This window comes from Brevibacterium sp. XM4083 (genome assembly GCF_006489205.2).
Lineage (GTDB): Bacteria > Actinomycetota > Actinomycetes > Actinomycetales > Brevibacteriaceae > Brevibacterium.
This window is the reverse complement of record NZ_VFYR02000003.1, coordinates 497,446-519,172: the sequence shown is the minus strand read 5'-3', so window position 1 is coordinate 519,172 and position 21,727 is coordinate 497,446. Positions and strand designations below refer to the sequence as shown.

Annotated in this window: 18 protein-coding genes; 12 read left to right on the top strand and 6 right to left on the bottom strand. The window is 68.1% G+C overall.

Features of this window, described 5'->3' with window-relative positions; all coding sequences use genetic code 11:
• Window positions 1–39: 39 nt before the first annotated feature.
• From FJ887_RS11650 to FJ887_RS11635, 4 genes are all read left to right on the top strand, one after another.
• A complete protein-coding gene (locus tag FJ887_RS11650) occupies window positions 40–1,365 on the top strand; it encodes an ABC transporter substrate-binding protein (RefSeq protein ID WP_140955400.1) in 1,326 nt (441 codons plus the stop codon).
• 27 nt (window positions 1,366–1,392) lie between these two features.
• On the top strand, window positions 1,393–2,526 hold the full coding sequence (locus tag FJ887_RS11645; RefSeq protein WP_140955399.1) for an ABC transporter ATP-binding protein: 1,134 nt from the start codon (window positions 1,393–1,395) through the stop codon (window positions 2,524–2,526).
• Window positions 2,527–2,646: 120 nt separating this feature from the next.
• Entirely contained in the window at window positions 2,647–3,411 is a 765-nt protein-coding gene (locus FJ887_RS11640; protein WP_137824578.1) for a M50 family metallopeptidase, read from the top strand.
• A 242-nt stretch (window positions 3,412–3,653) separates the two neighbouring features.
• Window positions 3,654–4,337, top strand: a complete 684-nt coding sequence (locus FJ887_RS11635) for an HAD family hydrolase (protein ID WP_140955398.1) — start codon at window positions 3,654–3,656, stop codon at window positions 4,335–4,337.
• 1,489 nt (window positions 4,338–5,826) lie between these two features.
• Here FJ887_RS11635 and FJ887_RS11630 read toward each other — a convergent pair.
• Window positions 5,827–6,378, bottom strand: a complete 552-nt coding sequence (locus FJ887_RS11630) for a hypothetical protein (protein WP_250786222.1) — start codon at window positions 6,376–6,378, stop codon at window positions 5,827–5,829.
• Here FJ887_RS11630 and FJ887_RS11625 point away from each other — a divergent pair.
• Window positions 6,322–7,965, top strand: coding sequence for an HNH endonuclease signature motif containing protein (locus FJ887_RS11625; protein WP_250786221.1), 1,644 nt, complete (start codon window positions 6,322–6,324; stop codon window positions 7,963–7,965). The genes FJ887_RS11630 and FJ887_RS11625 overlap by 57 nt on opposite strands.
• A gap of 269 nt (window positions 7,966–8,234) precedes the next feature.
• Here the strand turns inward: FJ887_RS11625 and FJ887_RS11620 are convergent, their stop codons facing one another.
• Entirely contained in the window at window positions 8,235–9,830 is a 1,596-nt protein-coding gene (locus FJ887_RS11620) for a nucleobase:cation symporter-2 family protein (RefSeq protein ID WP_250786220.1), read from the bottom strand.
• A 520-nt stretch (window positions 9,831–10,350) separates the two neighbouring features.
• On the opposite strand from FJ887_RS11620, the gene FJ887_RS11615 reads away from it, so the two are divergent.
• Window positions 10,351–11,781, top strand: a complete 1,431-nt coding sequence (locus FJ887_RS11615) for an 8-oxoguanine deaminase (RefSeq protein ID WP_212743282.1) — start codon at window positions 10,351–10,353, stop codon at window positions 11,779–11,781.
• A gap of 54 nt (window positions 11,782–11,835) precedes the next feature.
• Here the strand turns inward: FJ887_RS11615 and FJ887_RS11610 are convergent, their stop codons facing one another.
• Window positions 11,836–12,651 carry a FadR/GntR family transcriptional regulator gene (locus FJ887_RS11610; RefSeq protein WP_249356590.1) on the bottom strand — a complete coding sequence of 272 codons (816 nt, stop codon included), beginning with the start codon at window positions 12,649–12,651 and terminating at the stop codon, window positions 11,836–11,838.
• Between the two features lie 113 nt (window positions 12,652–12,764).
• Here FJ887_RS11610 and eat point away from each other — a divergent pair, with 113 nt between their 5' ends.
• From eat to FJ887_RS11580, 6 genes are all read left to right on the top strand, one after another.
• Complete coding sequence (gene eat / locus FJ887_RS11605; protein ID WP_137824574.1) at window positions 12,765–14,201, top strand: ethanolamine permease; 1,437 nt, start codon at window positions 12,765–12,767, stop codon at window positions 14,199–14,201.
• 144 nt (window positions 14,202–14,345) lie between these two features.
• Window positions 14,346–15,791 (top strand): glutamine synthetase family protein, encoded by a 1,446-nt coding sequence (locus tag FJ887_RS11600; protein ID WP_249356586.1) that lies wholly within the window; start codon window positions 14,346–14,348, stop codon window positions 15,789–15,791.
• On the top strand, window positions 15,772–16,590 hold the full coding sequence (locus FJ887_RS11595) for a gamma-glutamyl-gamma-aminobutyrate hydrolase family protein (RefSeq protein WP_249356581.1): 819 nt from the start codon (window positions 15,772–15,774) through the stop codon (window positions 16,588–16,590). Before FJ887_RS11600 ends, FJ887_RS11595 begins: the two co-directional genes overlap by 20 nt.
• 13 nt (window positions 16,591–16,603) lie before the next feature.
• Window positions 16,604–17,971, top strand: a complete 1,368-nt coding sequence (locus tag FJ887_RS11590; protein ID WP_140955397.1) for an aldehyde dehydrogenase family protein — start codon at window positions 16,604–16,606, stop codon at window positions 17,969–17,971.
• 67 nt (window positions 17,972–18,038) lie between these two features.
• Window positions 18,039–18,815, top strand: a complete 777-nt coding sequence (locus FJ887_RS11585) for a 3-oxoacyl-ACP reductase (protein ID WP_137824572.1) — start codon at window positions 18,039–18,041, stop codon at window positions 18,813–18,815.
• 3 nt (window positions 18,816–18,818) lie between these two features.
• On the top strand, window positions 18,819–19,565 hold the full coding sequence (locus FJ887_RS11580; protein WP_137824571.1) for a type 1 glutamine amidotransferase: 747 nt from the start codon (window positions 18,819–18,821) through the stop codon (window positions 19,563–19,565).
• A 6-nt stretch (window positions 19,566–19,571) separates the two neighbouring features.
• Here FJ887_RS11580 and FJ887_RS11575 read toward each other — a convergent pair whose 3' ends face one another.
• From FJ887_RS11575 to FJ887_RS11565, 3 genes are all read right to left on the bottom strand, one after another.
• Entirely contained in the window at window positions 19,572–19,958 is a 387-nt protein-coding gene (locus FJ887_RS11575) for a hypothetical protein (protein WP_137824570.1), read from the bottom strand.
• 464 nt (window positions 19,959–20,422) lie between these two features.
• Window positions 20,423–20,956: a DUF6114 domain-containing protein gene (locus tag FJ887_RS11570; RefSeq protein WP_181365643.1), complete on the bottom strand. Its 534-nt coding sequence runs from the start codon at window positions 20,954–20,956 to the stop codon at window positions 20,423–20,425.
• Window positions 20,956–21,570 (bottom strand): DUF6230 family protein, encoded by a 615-nt coding sequence (locus tag FJ887_RS11565; protein ID WP_137824569.1) that lies wholly within the window; start codon window positions 21,568–21,570, stop codon window positions 20,956–20,958. The genes FJ887_RS11570 and FJ887_RS11565 overlap by 1 nt, the downstream gene beginning before the upstream one ends.
• Window positions 21,571–21,727: the final 157 nt, after the last annotated feature.

The following is a 21,727-nucleotide window of genomic DNA, read 5'->3' as shown; positions in this document are numbered from 1 at the left end:
CCAGACCAGACCGAACCATAACCCGACCAAGGAGAGCCCATGCCGCGCTTCAGCTCACGACTCACCCTGTCCACCGCCGTCCTCGGACTCGCCGCGCTCGGGATGAGCGCCTGCGGGCCGAGCGTCGGATCCGACTCCGCCGCCGGTGCCGACGTCGACTTCTCGGGAGTCGAACCTGCCGAGTCGATCACCTTCTGGTCCAACCATCCCGGTGGGTCGATGGAGATCGAGAAGGAGATCATCGCCGGCTTCAAGGAGGAGTCCGGCATCGACGTCGAACTCGTCACCGCCGGCGCGAACTACGAGGAGGTGTCGCAGAAGTTCCAGACCGCGCAGACCTCCGATGACGTCGGGGACATGGTCGTCGTCTCCGACGCCACGTGGTTCACGAACTTCGCGAACGATTCGCTGCTGCCCGTCGACCGGGCTCTCGAGGCGGCCGGGGCCGACACCTCGACGTACCAGGAGACCCTCTACAACGACTACCTCTACGACGACGCCCACTACGCGGTGCCCTACGCACGGTCGACTCCGATCTTCTACTACAACAAGGATCAGTACGCGGAGGCCGGTCTTGAGGACGGGGCACCGGCGACGTGGGACGAGGTCAAGGCGAATTCCGAGCAGCTGCAGGAGGCTGGCGTCGCGAACTCCGCGCTCGCCTATCCCAAGGAGGACTCCTACCCGGCCTGGATCCTCGGCAACCTGGTGTGGGGCTACGGCGGAGGCTGGAGCAGTGAGTGGGACATGTCGGCGATGACGAGCCCCGAGACGGTCGAAGCCGTGCAGTTCGCGCAGGATTCGACGCAGGACGGCTGGGCGACGGTTTCGAGCGGAACGCCGGAGGACGACTTCGCCGCCGGTGCCACGAGCCAGATCCTCGCATCGACCGGTTCGCTCAAGGGCATCCTCGACACCGCAGACTTCGAGGTCGGCGTCGGCTTCCTGCCGGGCGGACCTGCGGAGACGGAGGCCGTGGTGCCCACCGGCGGAGCCGGAGTCGCGATCTCGGCGAAGTCGTCACCGGAGGAGCAGCTCGCCTCGGCGATGTTCCTCGACTACCTGACGAACAGTGCGAACACGGCGAAGTTCTCCGAGGGCACCGGATACCTGCCGGTGCGCACCGACGCGGACATGAGCGCGGTGTACGAGACGACTCCGCAGTTCCAGGTCGCCGTCGAACAGCTCGCGAAGACCCGCACCCAGGACCCCGGTCGCGTGCTTCTGCCCGGCGGTGACCTGACCATCGCGAAGTCCCTGCAGACGATCCTCACCTCGGACGTCGACGTCACCGAGCAGCTGCAGTCCGCACAGGAAGAGATGCAGCGCCTCTACGACAACGACGTCCCGGAGAAGCTGAAGTAACCGACTCCCGACAGGAAGGGGAAGACCATGGTCGATGTCGCGCTCACCGACGTCAGCCTCAGCTACCCGGGGGCCGACGTGCCGGCGGTCTCCGGGTTCGACCTGGACATCGCCGACGGGGAGTTCCTCGTCCTCGTCGGACCGTCGGGCTGCGGGAAGTCGACGACGCTGCGGATGCTCGCCGGCCTCGAGCTGCCGACCGCGGGGCGCATCGCCTTCGGCGGCACCGATGTCACGCACGTCGGGGCGAAGGACCGCGATGTCGCCATGGTGTTCCAGTCCTACGCGCTCTATCCGCATATGAGCGTGGCCGGGAATCTTGAGTTCTCACTGAAGAACGCCGGTGTGCCCAAGGAGCAGCGTCGCGCTCAGATCGACACCGCGGCGGCGATGCTCGAGCTCGACGGACTGCTCGACCGCAAACCGCGCGAACTCTCCGGCGGGCAGCGGCAGCGGGTCGCGATGGGCCGGGCGCTCGTGCGCCAGCCGCAGGTGTTCCTCATGGACGAACCCCTGTCGAACCTCGACGCGAAGCTGCGGGTCCAGACCCGTGCGCAGATCGCTGCGCTGCAGCGCCGGCTCGCTGTGACCACCGTCTACGTCACGCACGACCAGACGGAGGCGATGACGATGGGCGACCGCGTCGTCGTCATGAACGACGGTCGCATCGAGCAGGTGGGGACCCCGCGCGAACTCTACGACCATCCGGCGTCGCTCTTCGTCGCGAGCTTCATCGGCTCACCGACGATGAATCTCCTTCCCGCTCACCGCGGTGAGTCCACGGTGAGCGTCGGGGGCGCGGCTGTGCCCGTGGTCAGGGATCTTCCCGCGTCCGGCGCCGAGGTGGTCCTCGGCATCCGGTCCGAAGATCTCCGGCCGGCCGCGGCGGGGGAGGGGGCGTTCGAACTCGAGGTCGACCTCGTCGAGGAGCTCGGCTCCGACACCTACGTCTACGGTGCGCTGACCGGCGGCGCGGGCACGGGATCGTCACCGGGCGCAGAGACCACGTCGACCGGGACTGCGGGCAGCCTCGGCGACCGGCCCTTCGTCGTCCGCCTGCCCAAGGGCGCGGAGCCTCAGCGGGGCGAGCGGATGTGGGTGACCGCGGATCCCGAGCGGGCGCGTCTCTTCGATCCCGAGACGAAGCTGGCGATCGCCTGAGCGCCTCACTCAGGGTCGCTTCCTAGACTTGAGCGCTCAGGCCCGACCGAGCGGTGCGGGCGCGGGGCAGGCGCGCACCACGACGGTGCGGGGACTGCGCAACGGGCGAGTGAGGTGGCGATGGACCTGCAGCAGGGCGTGTCGACGTGGTGGGAGGCGATCACCTCGGGATTCGGGCGCGGTGACGGCCTCGACCTCGGTCCGACGCAGCTGCTCATCATCCTCGGCATCCCGCTCGTCATCACGATGACGCCGGCGATCTGGCGGTTCTTCGGACTCTTCGTCACGTTCGTCCACGAGCTCGGGCACGCGTTCGCCGCCCTGATGACCGGCCGAGTGGTGCGTGGGATCTCGCTCAACTTCGACCATTCGGGGCAGATGAACTCCTTCGGTCGGGTCGGGTTCTCCGCCACCTGGTCCGGCTTCTGGGGATACCCGGCGCCCGCGGTCCTCGGACTCGTCCTCATCACCTCGGCGATCTACGGCTGGGCGCCGCTGGCACTGTCGCTGGGCGCCCTTGTCCTCCTCATCGCGCTCATCTTCATCCGCAACGTCGCCGGTGTCGTCATCGCGGTGTGCACGGCGATCGCCGCGCAGCTGCTCGTCGTCTTCCTCCCGCTCGAGTGGATCGCGGTGTTCGTCGCGGGCCTCGGCGTCGCGCTCGCCCTCGGCTCGCTCAAGGACCTCGTCAAGGTCATCCGCGTCCACACTCGCCGGCGCAACGTCCAGCAGTCCGATGCCTACATCCTCAGCCGCGGCTCGTCCGTGCCCGCAGGGGGATGGCTGACGCTCTTCGGGCTCGTCATCATCGGGTGCGCGCTCGGGTCCGGGCTGCTGCTCTACTCGGCATTCGCCGAGTCCGGCGGGGTCGCCGGACTGATGTGAACGGAGTCGCGCCACTGACGTGATGCTGCGGGGGCCCGGATCACCGAGGCGGTTCGGGGTGCTGCTGGGAATCGGGTCGGTGGGTGCTGCTGGGACCACCGAGGCGGTGGGTGCTGCTGGGACTCGAGTCGGCCACCTCGGCGAGGACATCGATGCGACTTCGACGCCAGGTGAGCGAGGGAAGCCAGGTGAGCGCGGGATGGATGACGGAATCGGCCTCGGCGGATGACAGAATCGACCGTATGGATCTGAGCCCGAAATTCGCTGCCGTGCTGTTCGACTGTGACGGCGTCCTCGTCGATTCCGAGAACATCACGAACGGGGTGCTGCGCGGCATGCTCGCCGAGCTCGGCTGGAACCTGTCGCAGGAGGAAGCGGTCGCGCGGTTCGTCGGCAAGATGCTGCGCGACGAGGCCGACGTCATCGAAGCGCACACGGGATTCCGCATCGACGACGCGTGGCTCACCGATTTCCGGCGGCGCCGCAATGTCGAGCTCGAAGCCTCCCTGCAGGCCATCCCCGGAGTCGTCGAGGCTGTGCGGACCATCGTGCCCGCCTATCCGGGCAGGCTCGCGTGCGCGTCAAGTGCTGACCGCCCGAAGATCGAGCTGCAGCTGAAGAAGATCGGCCTCTACGACGTCTTCGAGGGCCGGATCTTCTCCGGGATGGAGCTCCCCAAGTCCAAACCGGCCCCCGACGTCTATCTCGCGGCCGCGGATGCGCTGGGAGTCGATCCCGCCGAGGCGGCCGTCATCGAGGACTCGCCCACCGGCGTCATCGCGGGGCGGGCCGCCGGATCGTTCGTCTTCGGCTTCTGCCCTCCCTCGCCCGTCCATCAGCGGCCCGAGGCTCTGCTCGCCGTCGGCGCCGACGCCACGTTCGACTCGATGACCGAGCTGCCCGGACTGCTGACCAGCGAGGTGTGAGGCAGGGGAGTCTGAGCCGGGAACACTGAGGCGGCGGGTCTCGGGCGCTGAGTCCGAGACGGGATGTCTGAGACGGGATGTCTGAGACGGGATGTCTGAGACGCTGAGCAGGGGTCGGGGCTTCTGAGACGCTGAGCATGTGTCCCGACGTGCAGTCACGTGTGTCGACGGCGGATTGAGGTGCCCGTGGGTTGAGGGGCTGCGACGACGTTCGGAGTGCCGAGCGGGCACGCGGAGTGCCGTCCGACTACTCACCGATTCCTTTGAAAAGCAGACCGCAACGGCGACTCGCAGTCACGTGTCGAGGGCGGACCGGGCTGGGTTCTCGTGGTGACGCGGACTCGACCAGCGCCCCGTATTCGCGACGGACTGGATTCGCTCGGCGGGTTCGTTCCGCCTGATGCTCCCAGCGCTCCGAATCGCGGGAACCAGTCTGGTTCCACGCGCAATGCACGCCGCAGGACCCTGGTGTCCATCGACGCTGCCCCGCCGATAAGAGTGAGCGCAGTATGCCCGATCCGACTCTCCGAGGCGCACTCGGACCTGACGGTTTCGCTCGCGACCGCCCCCGAATATCGCTCATTACTGCGAAGCGAATGAATTTCACGTTCGAACGAGTTTCGAAATAAGCATTGACATCGAATGCGACGTGAACTACACTAATGTCATTAGCCACGCTGATGTGGGAAGACAGGTGAATCCCGTGACTGACACAATCGAATCGGTTCCATCCGCAGATCAGCCTGGCTCGAATCCCCGTGGTGTCGAGGTCGATCCGACCTCTCCCTACGCCGACGTCTACGCGGTCTACACATCCTCGGACCGGGCGCAGATCGCGGCTCTCGAAGCGACGGCGCGCGCCTTCCTCGCCGATGTCATCGGTCATCTCGACCTCCTCAATCCCGATCCCGGCAGCCCCTACCGGCATGCGACCTTCACCGAGACGGCGTGGAGGTTCATCCGACCCCGCAAGGGCACCGGTGATGAGCCCGACGAACAGAGTGCGACTTGTGGCGACGCCGCGAGCCCACCAGACGCCGCGGGCCCACCAGATGCCGAGGTCTCGTCCGATGCCGGCTCCTCTCCCGATGCCGAGTTCTCTTCTGATGCCAGGCTCTCTTCTGATGCCGAGTTCTCTTCAGATGCCGAGGTCTCGTCCGATGCCGGCTCCTCTCCCGATGTCAGGCTCTCTTCCGATGCCGAGTTCTCTTCTGATGTCGAGTTCTCTTCAGATGCTGGGGCCTGTTCAGACGCCGGGGCCGGTGACCCGGTCGCCGGCCCGATCGACACGGAGCCCGGCAGAACCGGTTCAGATGATTCCGAGTCCCAAGTCCCGGCGCCTGCTGAGGGCGGCACAGGAGCACCCGGGGCGCCGGGAGCAGAGAGTGTCGATTCGGCGTTTCTGCCGGGATTCCCCAAGTTCAGCGAGACCCAGACGATGGATGGATGGGTTCACCGGTTCTCCCACACCGAGGACGTCGCTGAGCTCTCAGCGATCCGCGGCTCGACGGTGTCCGGCACCTACGCGCACATTGTCGCCGCAATGACGCTCGTCCATGGGCTGCCCAGGTTCCACGCGCGATGCGCGGCCGGAGAGTTCACGATCGAGCACATCCTTGCCGCCGCGCAGGCGTGCCGCCATCTCAGGTTCACGAAGCTGCTGGCCATCGATCGCTACCTCGACGAGCGCCGCGCGGACATCACGATCGAAACCTTCAAGAAGTCGCTCGCCATGAAGATCGCGGTTCTGCAGCCCAGCGAGGAGAGGACGGAGAGCGCCCGCGAACACCGTCGCGTCGATCTCACCACGTACCCCGATGGCACGGCGTGCCTGACCCTGACCGGGTCGTCGGCAGACCTGCAGGCCCTCTACGTGCGCATCGAGGCCTTCGCGAAGCTCATCCGCAACGGCAGCACCGCAGCCATCGCCGACCAGCTTCCGCCTGGGGCCGTCATCGACGACGACCGCGGCATCGCCGCACTCATGTTCGACATCTTCACCCGCACGGTTCCTCAGGTCAGCATTCAGGTGCGCGCCCACGACACCGACACGGGCGAAACGACGACAAGGGAGATTCCCCTTGACCTCGACGACGTCAGAACTGCCGAGGACATCGACGCCGCAGTCGCCGCAGCAATCACCGCCGACGCAGCAACCACTGCCACCGCAGCAACCACTGCCGATGGCTCAGCAGGCGGCGACCATTCAGGGGGTTCTGACTCCGCCGGCCGTTCCGACACCACCGGCCGTGCTGACGCCGCCGGCCGTTCCGACACCACAGACGCTCCTGTGGGCTCCGGCGGCAATGCCTCAGCGGTCATCGCCGATTCAGCGGGCGACACCAAGGACCACCCTTCTCCTACGGGCCTTGACGTTGCGCACCGACTGCAGCGACTCCCCGGCGTTGAGCTGGATGATTTCGGTCGGGCGGCGTACGCCCTGTCGGTCTCGATGCCGACCGACGAGTTCTGGATGCGTGCCCAAGCGAAGATGATCACCACCGTGCCCTGCATGTCCCTGGCGCAGCAGGCGGATCTGCCGGGCACCTTCTCCGACGGATCCCCGGTTCCCGCCGAGACCGCGCGATACATCGCCGCCCACTCGAGGACATGGACCCGGATCCTCACCGACCCGGCGACCGGCACGCCGATCGACGCGAAAGCTCTCAGCTATCAGATCCCCGCCGCGATCCGACAGACGCTCATCGCACAATGGCGCGGATGCACCGCTCCGGGCTGTCGACGACGGGCCGAGACCTCGGAGATCGACCACATCATCCCGTTCGATCACGACGATCCGGCATCCGGCGGCAAGACCGTGTTCGGCAACCTCCATCCGCTCTGCAAACAGCACCACCAGGCGAAAACCGACGGGAAGTACTCGGTGCGGATGGTGGAACCCGGCGTGATCGAGTACCGCTTCGCCCATGGCAGCACCGCGACCGTACCGCCACCCGATCACCCGGTGAACGCCGAGAATGCCAGACTCATGCGCGAGATCGGCGATGCCGACCCGCCAGCGCCATCCGGTCCGCCCGATTCATCGGGCCCATCGGATCCGCACGATACGCCGGGGCAAGGGAGTCCGCCAGACTCATCAAACCTGCCAGAGTCGCCAAACCTGCCGGGCAAACCGAACCTGCCGAATTCGCCGGACTCACCAGACCAGCCGGACTCACCGAACCGGTCAGAGTCATCGATCCGGCCAGGTTCACTTGACCTGCCGGAGTCACCGAACCTGCCGGACTCTCCGGTGCAACCCCAGCCGCCCGACCCATCGACGTCTCTCGACCCACCGCCGCCATCCCATTCATGGACGCGTTCCGACACAAGCGACATGCCTGAACCACCGGGGCCGCCCGATCCGAACGACGCATCTCGATCACCGAAGTTGCCCGATCCGAACGACGCATCTCGATCACCGAGGTTGCCCGATCGGAACGAGGCGCCGTGCGAACAGGGCGGCGAGGTCCGCCGCTCGGGTGAGGTGCGGCGGTCCGCCGAATCTCCTGGACCCGAGGGAAGCGGCGGACACCCCGGGTGGTGGGCGAAGTTCGGGTCGATCGAGTGGAAGAACCCGAAAGACAGGGAATGGGTGTGGGACAACGGCGAACCCCCGCCGTTCTGACAGCCTGACAGCGCCCTCGGGGTGACGCTCATGATCACCGACACTGCGCGACACTGACGATCACCACCGCCGGGCGACGTTCACGATCACCCCCACAGTGTGACGCTCATGATCACCGACACTGCGCGACATTCGCGATCACCCCGCCACGCGACGCCGGCGATCACGATCACCCCGCCGTGTGACCTTCACGATCTCCGACGCTGCGCGCCATTCGCGTTCACCCCCGCTGGGCGACGTCGACGATCACGAACGACAACCTCGGCGGGTCACTGCTCCGATTCTTCGATGACGCGGCGGACGTCGTCCTTCGTCTTCACCTCGCCGTTCTTCGTGGCTTCGACGATCTTCTCGTGCTGGTCATCGGTGACGACGGGGACCTCCTCGCCGTTGCAGTCGACGATCTTGCCGTCCTTGATCGTGTCGCCCTCGGCGAGGATCGCCTCGTGGTCGAGGAGACGCTGCAGATCCTGCTGCCGAACCACGCGCCCGGTGCCCGCGACGAACACGGACCGGTCCGAGCGGTCCTTCGTCTTCGCGCCGATGTGGTTGAAGATGAGGTTGAGCAGCACGGCCATGATCGTCGCCGACGAGATGCCCGAGTGGAGGATGATGCCGACCCACGACGGGAACGAGTTGTAGAAGTCCGGCTCGACGACGGGGATGATGCCGAAGGCCAGGGAGACCGCGACGATGATCATGTTGAGGTTGCCCTCGTACTCGACCTTCGACAGCGTCCGGATGCCCGAGGCCGCGACCGTGCCGAAGAGGACGATGCCGGCACCGCCGAGAACCGGCGACGGGATCGCTGCGACGACTCCGCCCATGACCGGCAGCAGACCGAGCACGACGAGGATGACACCGCCGGCGGTGACGACGAAGCGCGACTTCACGCCGGTGATCGCCACGAGGCCGACATTCTGCGCGAACGCCGACTGCGTGAACGAGTTGAACACGGGCGAGACGGCCGAGGAGAGCATGTCGGCGCGCAGGCCGTTCGCGATGCGCTTCGAGTCGACCTTCGTCTTGACGATCTCGCCGACGGCGATGATGTCGGCCGTCGTCTCGGCGAAGGTGACGATGATGACGATGAACATCGAGATGATCGCCGCGGCGGAGAAGGTCGGCATGCCGAACGCGAACGGCTCGGGGAACGCGAAGATGCCGCGATCGAGGACGTTCGAGAAGTCCGCCCACCCGAAGATCAGGCAGACGACGGTGCCGACGACGATCGCCAGGAGGATCGACAGGCGCGAGATCATCGCGACGGGAATCCTGCTGAGCAGCAGAACGACGGCGAGAGTGCCGACCGCGATGAGGATGTTGCGGGCGCTGCCGTAGTCAGGCGCCTCGGCGTTGCCGCCCATCGCCCACCCGGCGGCCACCGGCATGAGGGAGAGGCCGATCGTCGTGATGACGGTGCCCGTGACCACCGGTGGGAAGAACTTGACGATGAGGGCGAACCCCGGCGCGACGATGAGCCCGATCGCCGAGGCGACGAGCACTGCTCCGAAGACCTCGGGCAGACCGTCGCCGCCGGCGAGGATCGCCGTCATCGTGGCGACCCCGGCGAACGACACGCCCTGGACGAGCGGGAGCTGAGAACCGAAGAACGGCACACCCCACGACTGCAGGATCGTCGCCAGACCACCCATGAACAGGCACGATGCGATGAGCACGCTGATGCCGGCATCGTCGAGACCGGCGGCCTTGCCGATGATGAGGGGGACGGCGATGATGCCGCCGTACATCGTGAGGACGTGCTGCAGGCCGTACGCGAACGACGTGCCGACCGGCAGCCGCTCGTCCTCTGGCCGCTGCGTCTTGTGCTTGGACTGTTTGGACACCGACATTGTCTTCTCCATCGAATTCCTGCTCGCGCCCCGAATGATCGGGCGCGAACCTGCTGGCCGGTCGCTGAAGGCGGTGCCGTCCGGGAGTGCGTCAATGCACCGCCGAGAACGAAGGCTCACATCGTGAACCCGGCCTGCGCCTTGAGAGGATCGGATCGCTGTACTGCTTCCGGTGAGGTCGGCCGGAATGTTCCTCTGGCGAATATCACTTCCAAGATGTGAAAGTATTTTTCCTTATCGCAGAATGCTAAGCGAATGCTGTCGGGTTGGCAACTCGAAATCGTGATGCGGAGCACATGTTAGAGTTCAGTCTTGTCGGTGTCGGTTCCGCGCACAAATCAGCGCCGGATCCCACAGATCAGCGCCGGATCCGCACAGGGTGGACGAGCAGCGCGAATCACCCCCGCATCGACCGGCGGAGCAGCAGACGCCGTGAAACCTGAGCTGGTGGCGATGGCCCCAGCGTCCTCGCCTCACCGGCGGCCGGGCACGCGCCCGACCGCGACAGCCCACCCATCGAGAGGCGATGACGATGACGAGAATCTGGCTGCGCAACCCCCTGGCCGTCCACCTCGGGCGCTCCACCCGGGCAGACAGCGCTTCCCCGGCGGGGAGCCCTGCAACCCACGACACCCATGACGCGACTGACGCACGCGGCGGCATCGTCGTCGACACCGCGTCCGGCACGATCGTCGAACTCGTGCCCGCCGGAGGCGCGCCCGGCATCCCTGCCGACGAGATCGTCGATGCGAGCGAGCACGTCATCACGCCCGGACTCATCAACACCCACCACCACTTCTACCAGACGCTCACCCGCGCCTGGGCGCCCGTTGCCGACCTCCCCCTCTTCGGCTGGCTGACCAACCTCTACCCCGTCTGGGCGCGCCTGACCCCGCGCGCCCTCGAACTCGCCACGACCGTCGCGATGGCCGAACTCCTCGAATCCGGATGCACGACCGCCGCCGACCACCACTACCTGTTCCCGACCGGCATGGACGATGCCATCGACGTCCAGGTCGGCGTCGTCCGGAACCTCGGCATGCGCGCGATGCTCACCCGCGGCTCGATGTCGCTCGGTGAGGACGACGGGGGCCTGCCGCCGCAGCAGACCGTCCAGGACGCCGAGGTGATCCTCGCCGACTCGCGCCGCCTCGTCGAGACCTACCACGAGCGCGGCATCGGCGCACAGGTCCAGATCGGCCTCGCCCCCTGCTCACCGTTCTCCGTGACGACCGAACTCATGCGCGACAGCGCCGCGCTCGCCGCCGACCTCGACGTCCGCCTCCACACCCACCTCGCCGAGACGCTCGACGAGGAGGACTTCTGCCGTGAGCGCTTCGGCCTGCGCACCGTCGACTACCTCGAATCCGTGGGCTGGCTGGGCGACCGCACGTGGCTCGCCCACGGCGTGCACTTCGACGACGAGGAGATCGTCCGCCTCGGCGCGGCCGGGGTCTCCGTCGCCCACTGCCCGACCTCGAACATGCGCCTGGCCTCGGGCATCGCCCGTGCCGTCGAACTCGAAGACGCCGGCGTCAGCGTCGGACTCGGGGTCGACGGCTCCGCCTCGAACGATGCCTCGAACCTCATCCGCGAAGTCCGCCAGGCCCTCTACATCCAGCGTCTGCGCTACGGCGCCGAGGCGGTCACCTGCGGCCGCGTCCTCGACTGGGCGACCCGGGGGTCCGCGGCGGCCCTCGGCCGCGACGACATCGGCGAGATCGCCGTGGGCAAGCAGGCCGACCTCGCCCTGTTCCGCCTCGACGGGCTCGCGTTCTCCGGCGCGCACGATCCGCTCCCCGCCCTCGTCCTCTGCGGGGCGGAGAAGGCCGACCGGGTCATGGTCGCCGGCGCCTGGCGCGTCCGCGACGGTCGCGCGATCGGCGCGGACGGTCAGACGCTCGACACCGAGGCCCTCATCGCCGCCCACCGGGAGGAGGCCCGCAGGCTCGTCGCCGGGTGATGCCCTCGCCGAGGCGGGGTCGCCCTCGGTCGGTCACGCCGGGGCCGGGTCCGGTCACTTCCCGTCGAGGAATCCGCGCAGCAGCTGCTCAGTGCCCTCGGCGTGCTGGGCGGCCAGCGTCGCCGCCGCCTCGGCGTCGTGGTCGAAGATCGCTTCGACGATGCGCGCATGCTGCATGCACGAGTGCTCGACGTTCGTGTGGATGAACGGGATCTGATCGAGCAGCGCGTTGATCCGGTCCCGGGTCGTCGCGGCCGCCTCGGCGAGCGAGGGGATTCCCGTGAGCTCGGCGATCGTCAGGTGGAACCGCGCGTCGAGGGCGCGGAACTGCTCGATGTCCTCGGCCGAGCTGCCCAGCGGCATCCAGCAGCCCTGCTCCGCGGCGGTGAGCGTCTCCCGCTCCTCGGCGCTGAGCTCGCGGGCGGCGACGACCCGGGCGGCCGCAGTGTCGAGGATGAGCCGGAACCGCACCGCATCGTCGAGTTCGCCGAGGTCGATCCCGGCCTCTCTGTCGGCGGCCGGCAGGCGGGTGACGAACGTGCCCCCGTAGCGACCGCGGCGGACGCTGACGACACCGGCGGTCTGGAGCTCGCTGAGCGCCTGCCGCAGAGTCGCCCGGGAGACGTTGATCCGCGCGGCGAGCTCGCGTTCGGGCGGCAGCTTGTCGCCGACGAGGTACTGGCCGAGACGGATCGCGCGGAGCAGCTCGGCGATCGTGTGCTCGAAGACGTTGCCGCCGCGCAGCCGGGCCGGACGCTGGGACCCCGCAGCCGCCTCGGTGACATCAGCTTCCTCGGTGGCACCGGCGTCCGCGGTGACGTCAGCCTTGCCGCCCACGCCGCCGCCTGAGTCGTCTGCGTTCCGATCCACGTCCACTCCTCAAGACTAACCTCGGGCGATCCTTGACACCGTGATCTGGGTCATACTACATTCGACTCCAGCCAATGGTCTGAACATGATCCATTGAATCGCTGGGAGCGGATATGTCCAAGAACATCGAGTACGGCAACGTCGATGAGCACTACCTCGAGAAGCGACAGCTGAGGAAGGGCGCGGCCGGGTGGATCCTCCTCGCCGGCCTCGGCGTCGCCTATGTCATCTCGGGCGACTTCTCCGGCTGGAACCTCGGCCTCGCGGAAGGCGGGTGGGGCGGTCTCCTCATCGCATTCCTCCTCATGGGACTCATGTACGTGTGCATGGTCTTCGGTCTCGCGGAGCTCTCCTCGACCCTGCCGACGGCGGGTGCGGGATACGGGTTCGCCAGACGCGCGCTCGGCCCCCTCGGCGGCTTCGCCACCGGCATGGCCGTCCTCATCGAATACACGATGGCCCCGGCAGCGATCTCGACCTTCATCGCCGGGTACGTCCAGGCGCTCGGCATCCTGCCGGAGTCCGTGCCCTCGTGGACGATCTACCTCGTCGCCTACGCGATCTTCATCGGCATCCACCTGTGGGGCGTCGGCGAGGCGCTGCGTCTGATGTTCGTCATCACCGCAGTCGCCGTCATCGCGCTCATCGTCTTCGTTTTCGCCGCGATCCCGCACTTCGATGCGAGCAACCTCTTCGACATCGCACCCACGGCGGCGCTGGGCTCGAGCACGTTCCTCCCGATGGGCATCAGCGGCCTGCTCGGCTCCCTCGTCTTCGGCATCTGGTTCTTCCTCGCCATCGAGGGTGTGCCCCTGGCCGCCGAGGAGTCGGCCGACCCCAAGCGCGATATGCCGCGGGGCATCATCACCGCGATGGCCATCCTCGTCGTCTTCGGCGCCCTCATGCTCCTCCTCGTCCCGGGCATCGCCGGTGCGGCCGCCATGGGCGAGTCGGACAACCCGCTGCCCGAGGCGCTGCGGGCGGCCTACGGGGAGGGCTCGTGGCTGGCGACGTTCGTCAACTGGGCCGGACTCGCCGGACTCGTCGCGAGCTTCTTCTCCATCATCTTCGCCTACTCGCGGCAGCTCTTCGCCCTCTCCCGGGCCGGCTACCTGCCCAGGTGGCTCTCCCACACCGGCAAGCGCAAGACCCCCGTGCTCGCTCTCATCGTCCCCGGCACGATCGGCTTCCTCATCGCCGTGCTCTCCGGCGGCAACGGCGGTGTCCTCCTCAACGTCGCGGTCTTCGGTGCCACGGTCTCCTACGTGCTGCTCAACCTCTCGCACATCCGGCTGCGCTTCAAGGAGCCCGACCTCAAGCGCGGCTACCGCACCCCCGGCGGGGTCGTGACCACGGGCATCGCGCTCGTCCTCGCCTCGGTGGCGGTCATCGCGACGTTCTTCGTCGACATCCTCGCCGCCGGCATCGCCGCAGCCGTCTTCCTCGTCGCGCTCGCCTACTTCTGGTTCTACTCCCGCCACCGCCTCGTCGCGAGCGCCCCGGAGGAGGAGTTCGCACAGATCGAGGCCGCCGAGAGCGAACTCAAATAGCCGAACCACTCGGCGTCTCCGACCCCCGGCGCATCCCCATCCCCACTCATCCCCATCCCCACTCATCCACAGGCTGACGACACCGACTCACGACACAGACTCACGACACCGACGCACGACAACTGAGAACAAGAGGAAACCCTGATGAACGACCTCACGACCTCACCGAAACCGACGATCACCTCGGCGCCCACGACCGCGCACTCGCCTCAGCGGACGTCGCGCGGATCGGTGCAGGCTGAGCCCCTGACGCTCGAGGAACTGCGACGGCGCACCGAGGACGGCTCGATCGACACCGTCGTCGTCGCCGTCACCGACGCCCAGGGCAGGCTCCAGGGCAAGCGCCTGGGAGCGCAGTTCTTCCTCGACGACGTCGCCGGACACGGCTCGGAGGCCTGCAACTACCTGCTCGCCGTCGACGTCGACATGAACACCGTCGACGGCTACGAGATGTCCTCGTGGGAGACCGGCTACGGCGACCTCGTCATGCAGCCGGACCTGAAGACGCTGCGGCTGCTGCCGTGGCAGCCGGGCACGGCGATGGTCAACTGCGACCTGTTCTGGACGACCGGCGAACCCGTGACCGCCTCCCCGCGGCAGATCCTCAAGCGCCAGCTCGACCGGCTCGCCGAGGCGGGACTGAGCGCCCATGTCGGCACCGAACTGGAGTTCATCACGTTCGACACGAGCTACGAGGACGCCTTCGACTCCCGCTACACGAACATGACCCCGGCGAACCAGTACAACGTCGACTACTCCCTGCTCGGGACCGCCCGGGTCGAGCCGCTGCTGCGCGACATCCGCAACTCGATGGCCGGTGCCGGCCTCTACGTCGAGGGCGCGAAGGGCGAATGCAACTTCGGCCAGCACGAGATCACCTTCCGCTACCAGCAGGCGCTCAAGGCCTGCGACGACCACGCGGTCTACAAGAACGGGGCGAAGGAGATCGCCGCCCAACACGGGAAGTCGATCACGTTCATGGCGAAGTACGACCAGAAGGAGGGGTCGTCGTGCCACATCCATCTCAGCTTCCGCTCCGCCGACGGTGACATGGTCATGGCCGGCGACGGCGAGCACGGCTTCTCCACCCTCATGAACCACTTCATCGCCGGGCAGCTGGCGTGCATCGAGGACTTCACGTACTTCTTCGCCCCGAACATCAACTCGTACAAGCGCTTCGTCGAAGGCTCCTTCGCCCCCACCGCGGTCGCGTGGGGCTTCGACAACCGCACGTGCGCGTTCCGGGTCGTCGGCTCGGGTCCCTCGCTGCGCGTCGAATGCCGCGTCGGCGGGGCCGACCTCAACCCGTACCTCGCCGCGGCCTCCCTCATCGCCGCCGGGCTCTACGGGATCGAGCACGAACTCCCGCTGCCGGCGATCACCGAGGGCAACGCGTACATGTCCGATGCGAAGCGCCTGCCGACGACGCTGACCGGCGCGCGGGACCTCCTCGAGACCTCCGACATCGCGAAGGAGGCGTTCGGCGAGGACGTCGTGCGCCACTACGTCCACGCCGCCGACATCGAACTCGCCGCCTACAATTCGACCGTGACCGACTGGGAGAGGATCCGTGGCTTCGAACGACTCTGACATCGCCGAGGCGGGACCCGGGTCCGCAGCAGCGCATGAGGATCCCGTGGTGCCCGCTCCCGTCATCGGGATCAGCTGCTACCTGCAGCAGGCCCAGTGGGGAGTGTGGGACACCGAGGCGGCCCTCGTCCCCGCCGACTACGTCCGCATGGTCGCCGCCGCCGGCGGCATCCCGGTCCTCCTGCCCCCGCACGGTCAGTCGCCTGCGGTGCTCGAGCGCCTCGACGGGCTCCTCATCGCCGGCGGTGCCGACGTCGACTCCGCGGCCTACGGGGCGCAGCCGCACGAGCGCACCGGCTCGCAGCCGTTCCGCGACGACAGCGAATTCCTCCTGCTCGCCGCCGCGCGGCAGCGGGGTCTGCCCGTCCTCGGCATCTGCCGCGGCCTCCAGGTCATCGCCGTCGCCCACGGCAGCACGCTCATCCAGCACCTGCCCGAGGTGACCGGCCACACCGATTACCAGCCGAGCCCCGGGGTCTACGGTGAGGTCGTGGTGACGACGGAGCCGGGCACCATCGCCCGCGCGGTCCTCGGGGAGACGGCGACGGCACCGTGCTACCACCACCAGGCCGTCGACCGCCTCGGCGCGGGACTCACCGTCACCGCGCGCAGCCCCGAGGGCCTCATCGAAGCGATCGAGATCGACCCCGCCCACCAGCCCGACGACGGGACCGGATGGCTCTTCGCGGTGCAGTGGCACCCCGAGCACAACCCGGACGACGCCCGCGTCGTCACCGCCCTCGTCGACGCCGCGCGGGACCGCCTCGGCGCCCCCATGAGCATGACCGCACCAGCGTGAAGGAGACACCGCATTGAGCACGTACACCGTCGTCAACCCGGCCACGGAGGAGTCGATCGCCGAGGTGGAGCTCGCGGACCTCGCGGCCACCGACCGGGCGATCGCGCGGGCCGCCGAGGCGTACGAGACGTGGCGCCACGTCGCCCCCGCCGATCGGGCCCGGCTGCTGCGGCGCTTCGCCGCCGCCGTCGACTCCGCGATCGATGAGCTCGCCGCGCTCGAGGTCGCCAATGCCGGGCACACGATCTCGAACGCGATGTGGGAGGCCGGCAACGTCCGCGACGTCATCGAGTACTACGCGGCGGTGCCCGAGCGCCTCTTCGGCCGGCAGATCCCCGTCGCCGGCGGGGTCGACATCACGTTCCACGAACCGCTCGGCGTCGTCGGGGTCATCGTGCCGTGGAACTTCCCGATGCCGATCGCCGCATGGGGGTTCGCCCCGGCGCTCGCGGCCGGCAACACCGTCGTCCTCAAACCCGCGGAGATCACACCGCTCACGGCGATCCGGATCGGGGAGCTCGCCCGGGAGGCCGGCATCCCCGAGGGCGTGCTGACGATCATCCCCGGCAAGGGATCGGTCGTCGGGGAGCGCTTCGTCACCCACCCGGCGGTGAGGAAGGTCGTCTTCACCGGGTCGACCGAGGTCGGCAAGCGGATCATGGCCGGGTGCGCCGACCAGGTGAAGAACCTCACCCTCGAACTCGGCGGCAAGAACGCGAACATCGTGTTCGATGACGCCGACGTCGCCGCCGCTGCGGCCGCGGCCCCCGGTGGGGTGTTCGACAACTCCGGGCAGGACTGCTGCTCGCGGTCGCGCCTGCTCGTCCAGCGCGGCATCTACGACGAGTTCATGGCCGCGCTCGAGGAGGCTGTCGGGGACTTCGCCGCGGCCGACCCGACCCTGCCCGACACCGCGATGGGTCCGCTGGTCACCGCCGCCCACCGGGACAGGGTCGCAGGCTACGTCGCTGCCGGCGACGTCGCGTTCACCGGGACCGCGCCGACCGGGCCCGGCTTCTGGTTCCCGCCGACCGTGCTCACCCCGCCGACGACTTCGACGGTCGACTTCACCGAGGAGATCTTCGGGCCCGTCCTCTCGGTCGTGCCCTTCGACACCGAGGCGGAAGCCCTGCGGATCGCCAATGACACCGAGTACGGGCTCTCCGGGTCGATCTGGACGGCGAGCCTCGACCGCGCGATGCGCGTGTCCCGCGGTGTCGAGGCCGGGAACCTGTCGGTGAATTCGCACGCTTCGGTGCGCTATTCGACGCCGTTCGGCGGGTTCAAGCAGTCCGGTTTCGGCCGGGAGCTCGGACCCGACGCGGTCGCCTCGTTCACCGAGGTCAAGAACGTCTTCTTCGCGACCCAGCCGGCGGACTGAGCGACCGGCCGAGTCCACCCCACACCACACCAGTCACACCAGCCACACCAGAGCATCAAGGAGAGCAATGACCACTGCGGCAACCCGACTCAAGGACAAAGTCTGCGTCATCACCGGCGGTGCCTCGGGCATCGGGCTGGCCAGCGCGCGGCGCCTGGCCGAAGAGGGGGCGAAGGTCGTCATCGCCGACCTCGACGAGACGCGCGGGCCCGAGGTTGCCGAGGAGCTCGGCGGCCTGTTCGTCCGCGTCAACGTCGCCGAGGAGGAGGACGTGAGGAACCTCTTCGCCCGCACCGTCGAGCACTACGGACGCGTCGACGTCGCGTTCAACAACGCCGGCATCAACCCCACCGATGACAGTTCGATCCTCACGACCGACCTCGCCGCGTGGCAGAAGGTGCAGACGGTCAACCTCACCTCTGTCTTCCTCTGCTGCAAGTACGCGCTCGAGCAGATGGTCAAGCAGGGGTCGGGATCGATCATCAACACGGCGTCGTTCGTCGCGCTCATGGGGGCGGCGACCTCGCAGATCTCGTACTCCGCGTCGAAGGGCGGGGTGCTGTCGATGAGCCGCGAACTCGGCGTCGAATTCGCCAAACAGGGCATCCGGGTCAACGCCCTGTGCCCGGGACCGGTCAACACGCCGCTGCTGACCGAGCTCTTCGCCGCTGACCCGGTGCAGGCGCAGCGGCGTCTCGTCCACGTTCCGAGCGGACGCTTCGGCGAGCCCGAGGAGATCGCGGCGGCCGTCGCGTTCCTCGCCAGCGACGATTCGACGTTCGTCAACGCCTCGACGTTCACCGTCGACGGCGGCATCACCTCGGCGTACGTCACCGCGGAGTAGGACATGGGACCAGGCGGCGTGACGATCCTCGTCATCGAGCACGAGAAGGGCACCGGGCCGGAGCGGTTCGGTCAGTGGCTGGAGGAGGCCGGCGCCGAGGTGGTCGTCGTCCGGCCGTACCTCGGCGACGCGATCCCGGTCGACGTCGACGGTCACGGGGGCGGCGGCCTCGGCGACTATGCAGCCCTCATCGTCCTCGGTGGGGCGTCCGGTCCCCTCGAGGACGCGGACAATCCGTGGTTCCCGGAGGTGAGGAGCCTGCTGCGCCGGTCAGCCGACGGCGAGTTCCCGAGCTTCAACATCTGCCTCGGCGGGGAGCTGCTCGCCGCGGCCACGGACGCGCCGATCACCCGGCGAGCGCGCCCGCAGATCGGCATCTACGATCTGCACACCACCTCGGCGGGGGAGGCGGACCCGGTGTTCGCCGCCCTGTCGGGGATGACCCTGCCGTCCGTGCTCTTCCACCAGGAGGAGATGGCGCTGCCCGAGGGCGGAGAGCTGCTCGTCACCGGGTCGGACGCCCCGGTGCAGGGCTTCCGCGTCGGCGAGTTCGCGTGGGGCACGCAGTTCCACCCGGAGACGGACGCCGGCCAGATCCGGCGGTGGCTGCGTTCGGACGCGGTCGCACTGCCCGAGGGGAAGACGACGGACTCGATCGTCGCCGAGCTCGACGCCGCCGATGCCGAGCTCGTGCGCGTGGGACGCCTGCTCGCACAGAGCTTCGTCACGTACCTCAGGGAGCGGGGTTGACGTACCTCAGGGGTAGACGATCTTCTGGTCGGTGTTGCTGTAGCTGATCGAATCGGCCATCGAGCCGACGAGGCCCATCGTCACGCGCAGCAGCCCCGGTTCGACATCGTCGAGGGGCGGTGGCGTGTCGGTGCCGATGGTCACCGAATCCCCGCTCTTCGTCGTCGCGGTGATCGACCCGAGGTAGACGCTGACGTGGCCCTTGAGCGTCATCTGGTCGGCCTTCGTCACGAGCCCCGGTTCATCGGGCGGCCGCACCGTGAGTGAGAACCCGTCGATCGTGATCGACTCCGCGGTGATCTTCAGCGCGCGGATGCTCCCGCCGTCGGCCGTGGGCACGCTGACGATCGAGATCCCGCTCAGGCCGGTGAACGACAGCTTCTCCGATCCCATCGACGCGGGTGTCTTCGCGAAGACCGGGGCGTTGTCGTCCTCCTCCGCGTCGACGGGTGCCGTCGGTGTCGGCGACGGACTCGGTGACTCGGTGGGTGACTCGGTCGGTGACGGTGATTCGGTGGGTGATGGGCCGATCGGCGCTGGCCCGGTCGGCGCTGGCGACTCGGTGGGTGCGGGGTCTCCGGGTCCGAGGTCACCTGGTCCCGGTTCGGCTGGTCCCGGTTCGGCTGGTCCGGGCTCAGCCGGGCCGGGGGCCACCGGTGCTCGGGGCACCTGGGGCGTCGGTCCCGCAGCCGGACCGGGCAGAACGGGGCGCTCGCACGGTGTCAGCGGCGAGCAGAGCCCACCCGTCCGATCGACCGTCGTCGCCCCGGAGGCCTCGGGGGCTGTGGCCCCCACGGACGCCGGGACCGTGAGCGCGAGAGCAGCCAGGAGCAGCGCCGTCCGACGCCCCCGCGCCCTCATCCAGTCCCCTCATCGCTCGCCGTGGCGCGCGGTCCCATCCAGGCGACGACGAGTACGGCGCCGATGCTCGCCAGCAGCATGCCGAGGACGAATCCGCCGAGGTTGACCCCGACGAGCGAATAGATCGCGACGATGAGCGCGAGGATCCCGTAGAACACATGATGCGTCGGCATCGTGATCGCGAGGACGCCGAGGAGCACGAGCGCGATCGGGATGACCGTGGCCTGCAGGCCCTCGATGCCGAACTGGATCTGGATGTTACCGGTGTCGAGCTGGCCGGAGAAGAAGAGCTCGAGCCCGCCGAGGACGACGAGCACCCCGCCGATGAACGGCCGCTGCCGACGCCAGTGCCGAAAGCCCCGGCCGTTCTCGGCCGTGCGCGTCGTCGCGGCGATACGCGACTTCTCGGTGGCACGCGACTTCTCCGTGCTGCGGCGGCTGCGCCGCGACGGCGGTGCCTGCGCGTCCGGGGAGACTGCCGCGTCAGTGGTGGTGGCGGTGCTCTCGGTGTTGGTCGATGCCTCAGCCATCAGAAGCACGTCTTCGAGCCGTCGGTGAGCTCCAGCTTCATCCCCTTGAGGGTGAAGACGGACGCCTGGGTGCTCCAGGCCGTCTGCTCGAGGCCCGAGATCGCGATCGTATCGGCGTCCTGGGCGAAGTCGCCGGGCGAGCCCTTGGCTTTGGTCTCGACGTCCGAGGCGTCAACGCCGATGCGGATGTTCTCGAACTCGGCGTCGCCCTTGAGTCCGGTCATGCCGATCTGCAGATCGCTCGCGGTCGCTGGTTCGCCGTTTCCTCCGGCCGTGATGAGGACGCCGACCTTGCCCAGCGGCGTGTCGGTGACCGCAGACTGGCAGAGATCGTTCAGCTCAGCGCTCTTGATGTTCGCGATCGCGACAGTGTGGTCGCCGCCCTCGGTGTCCTTGGCGACACCGCCGTACTGGGAGAATCCGGTGCCATCGAGCTGGGAGGCGCTGATCTGGAACTGGCTGCCGGAGACGGAGAACGAGACGGGGACGGCACCCTGGGCGACCCCGCCCATGAGGCCGGCGGAGACGATGCCCGCGGGAATCGCGACGAGGGCGATGCGCCCTGCGTGAGTCGAGCCGAGTGCGCGCAGATGACGGAGCATGGGGAACTTCATTGATCCTCTTCCCGACGCCGACTGCAGCGTCGGCGCCTCGAATGTGACGTAAGTTACTACGGGGTGTTACTGCACGGTATAACGATCGTCGGCGGCAAATCAACACCCTGTTCGCGGGTCGACCGGAGCGCGGGCACCCCCGCCGAAACCGTGACAT

Bases quoted from the DNA above. Each gene is read 5' to 3' on its own strand.
- FJ887_RS11650 (WP_140955400.1), top strand. From the start codon at position 40: ATGCCGCGCTTCAGCTCACGACTCACCCTGTCCACCGCCGTCCTCGGA.
- FJ887_RS11645 (WP_140955399.1), top strand. From the start codon at position 1,393: ATGGTCGATGTCGCGCTCACCGACGTCAGCCTCAGCTACCCGGGGGCC.
- FJ887_RS11640 (WP_137824578.1), top strand. From the start codon at position 2,647: ATGGACCTGCAGCAGGGCGTGTCGACGTGGTGGGAGGCGATCACCTCG.
- FJ887_RS11635 (WP_140955398.1), top strand. From the start codon at position 3,654: ATGGATCTGAGCCCGAAATTCGCTGCCGTGCTGTTCGACTGTGACGGC.
- FJ887_RS11625 (WP_250786221.1), top strand. From the start codon at position 6,322: ATGTTCGACATCTTCACCCGCACGGTTCCTCAGGTCAGCATTCAGGTG.
- FJ887_RS11620 (WP_250786220.1), bottom strand. From the start codon at position 9,830: ATGGAGAAGACAATGTCGGTGTCCAAACAGTCCAAGCACAAGACGCAG.
- FJ887_RS11615 (WP_212743282.1), top strand. From the start codon at position 10,351: ATGACGAGAATCTGGCTGCGCAACCCCCTGGCCGTCCACCTCGGGCGC.
- eat (WP_137824574.1), top strand. From the start codon at position 12,765: ATGTCCAAGAACATCGAGTACGGCAACGTCGATGAGCACTACCTCGAG.
- FJ887_RS11600 (WP_249356586.1), top strand. From the start codon at position 14,346: ATGAACGACCTCACGACCTCACCGAAACCGACGATCACCTCGGCGCCC.
- FJ887_RS11585 (WP_137824572.1), top strand. From the start codon at position 18,039: ATGACCACTGCGGCAACCCGACTCAAGGACAAAGTCTGCGTCATCACC.
- FJ887_RS11580 (WP_137824571.1), top strand. From the start codon at position 18,819: ATGGGACCAGGCGGCGTGACGATCCTCGTCATCGAGCACGAGAAGGGC.
- FJ887_RS11575 (WP_137824570.1), bottom strand. From the start codon at position 19,958: ATGGGATCGGAGAAGCTGTCGTTCACCGGCCTGAGCGGGATCTCGATC.
- FJ887_RS11570 (WP_181365643.1), bottom strand. From the start codon at position 20,956: ATGGCTGAGGCATCGACCAACACCGAGAGCACCGCCACCACCACTGAC.
- FJ887_RS11565 (WP_137824569.1), bottom strand. From the start codon at position 21,570: ATGAAGTTCCCCATGCTCCGTCATCTGCGCGCACTCGGCTCGACTCAC.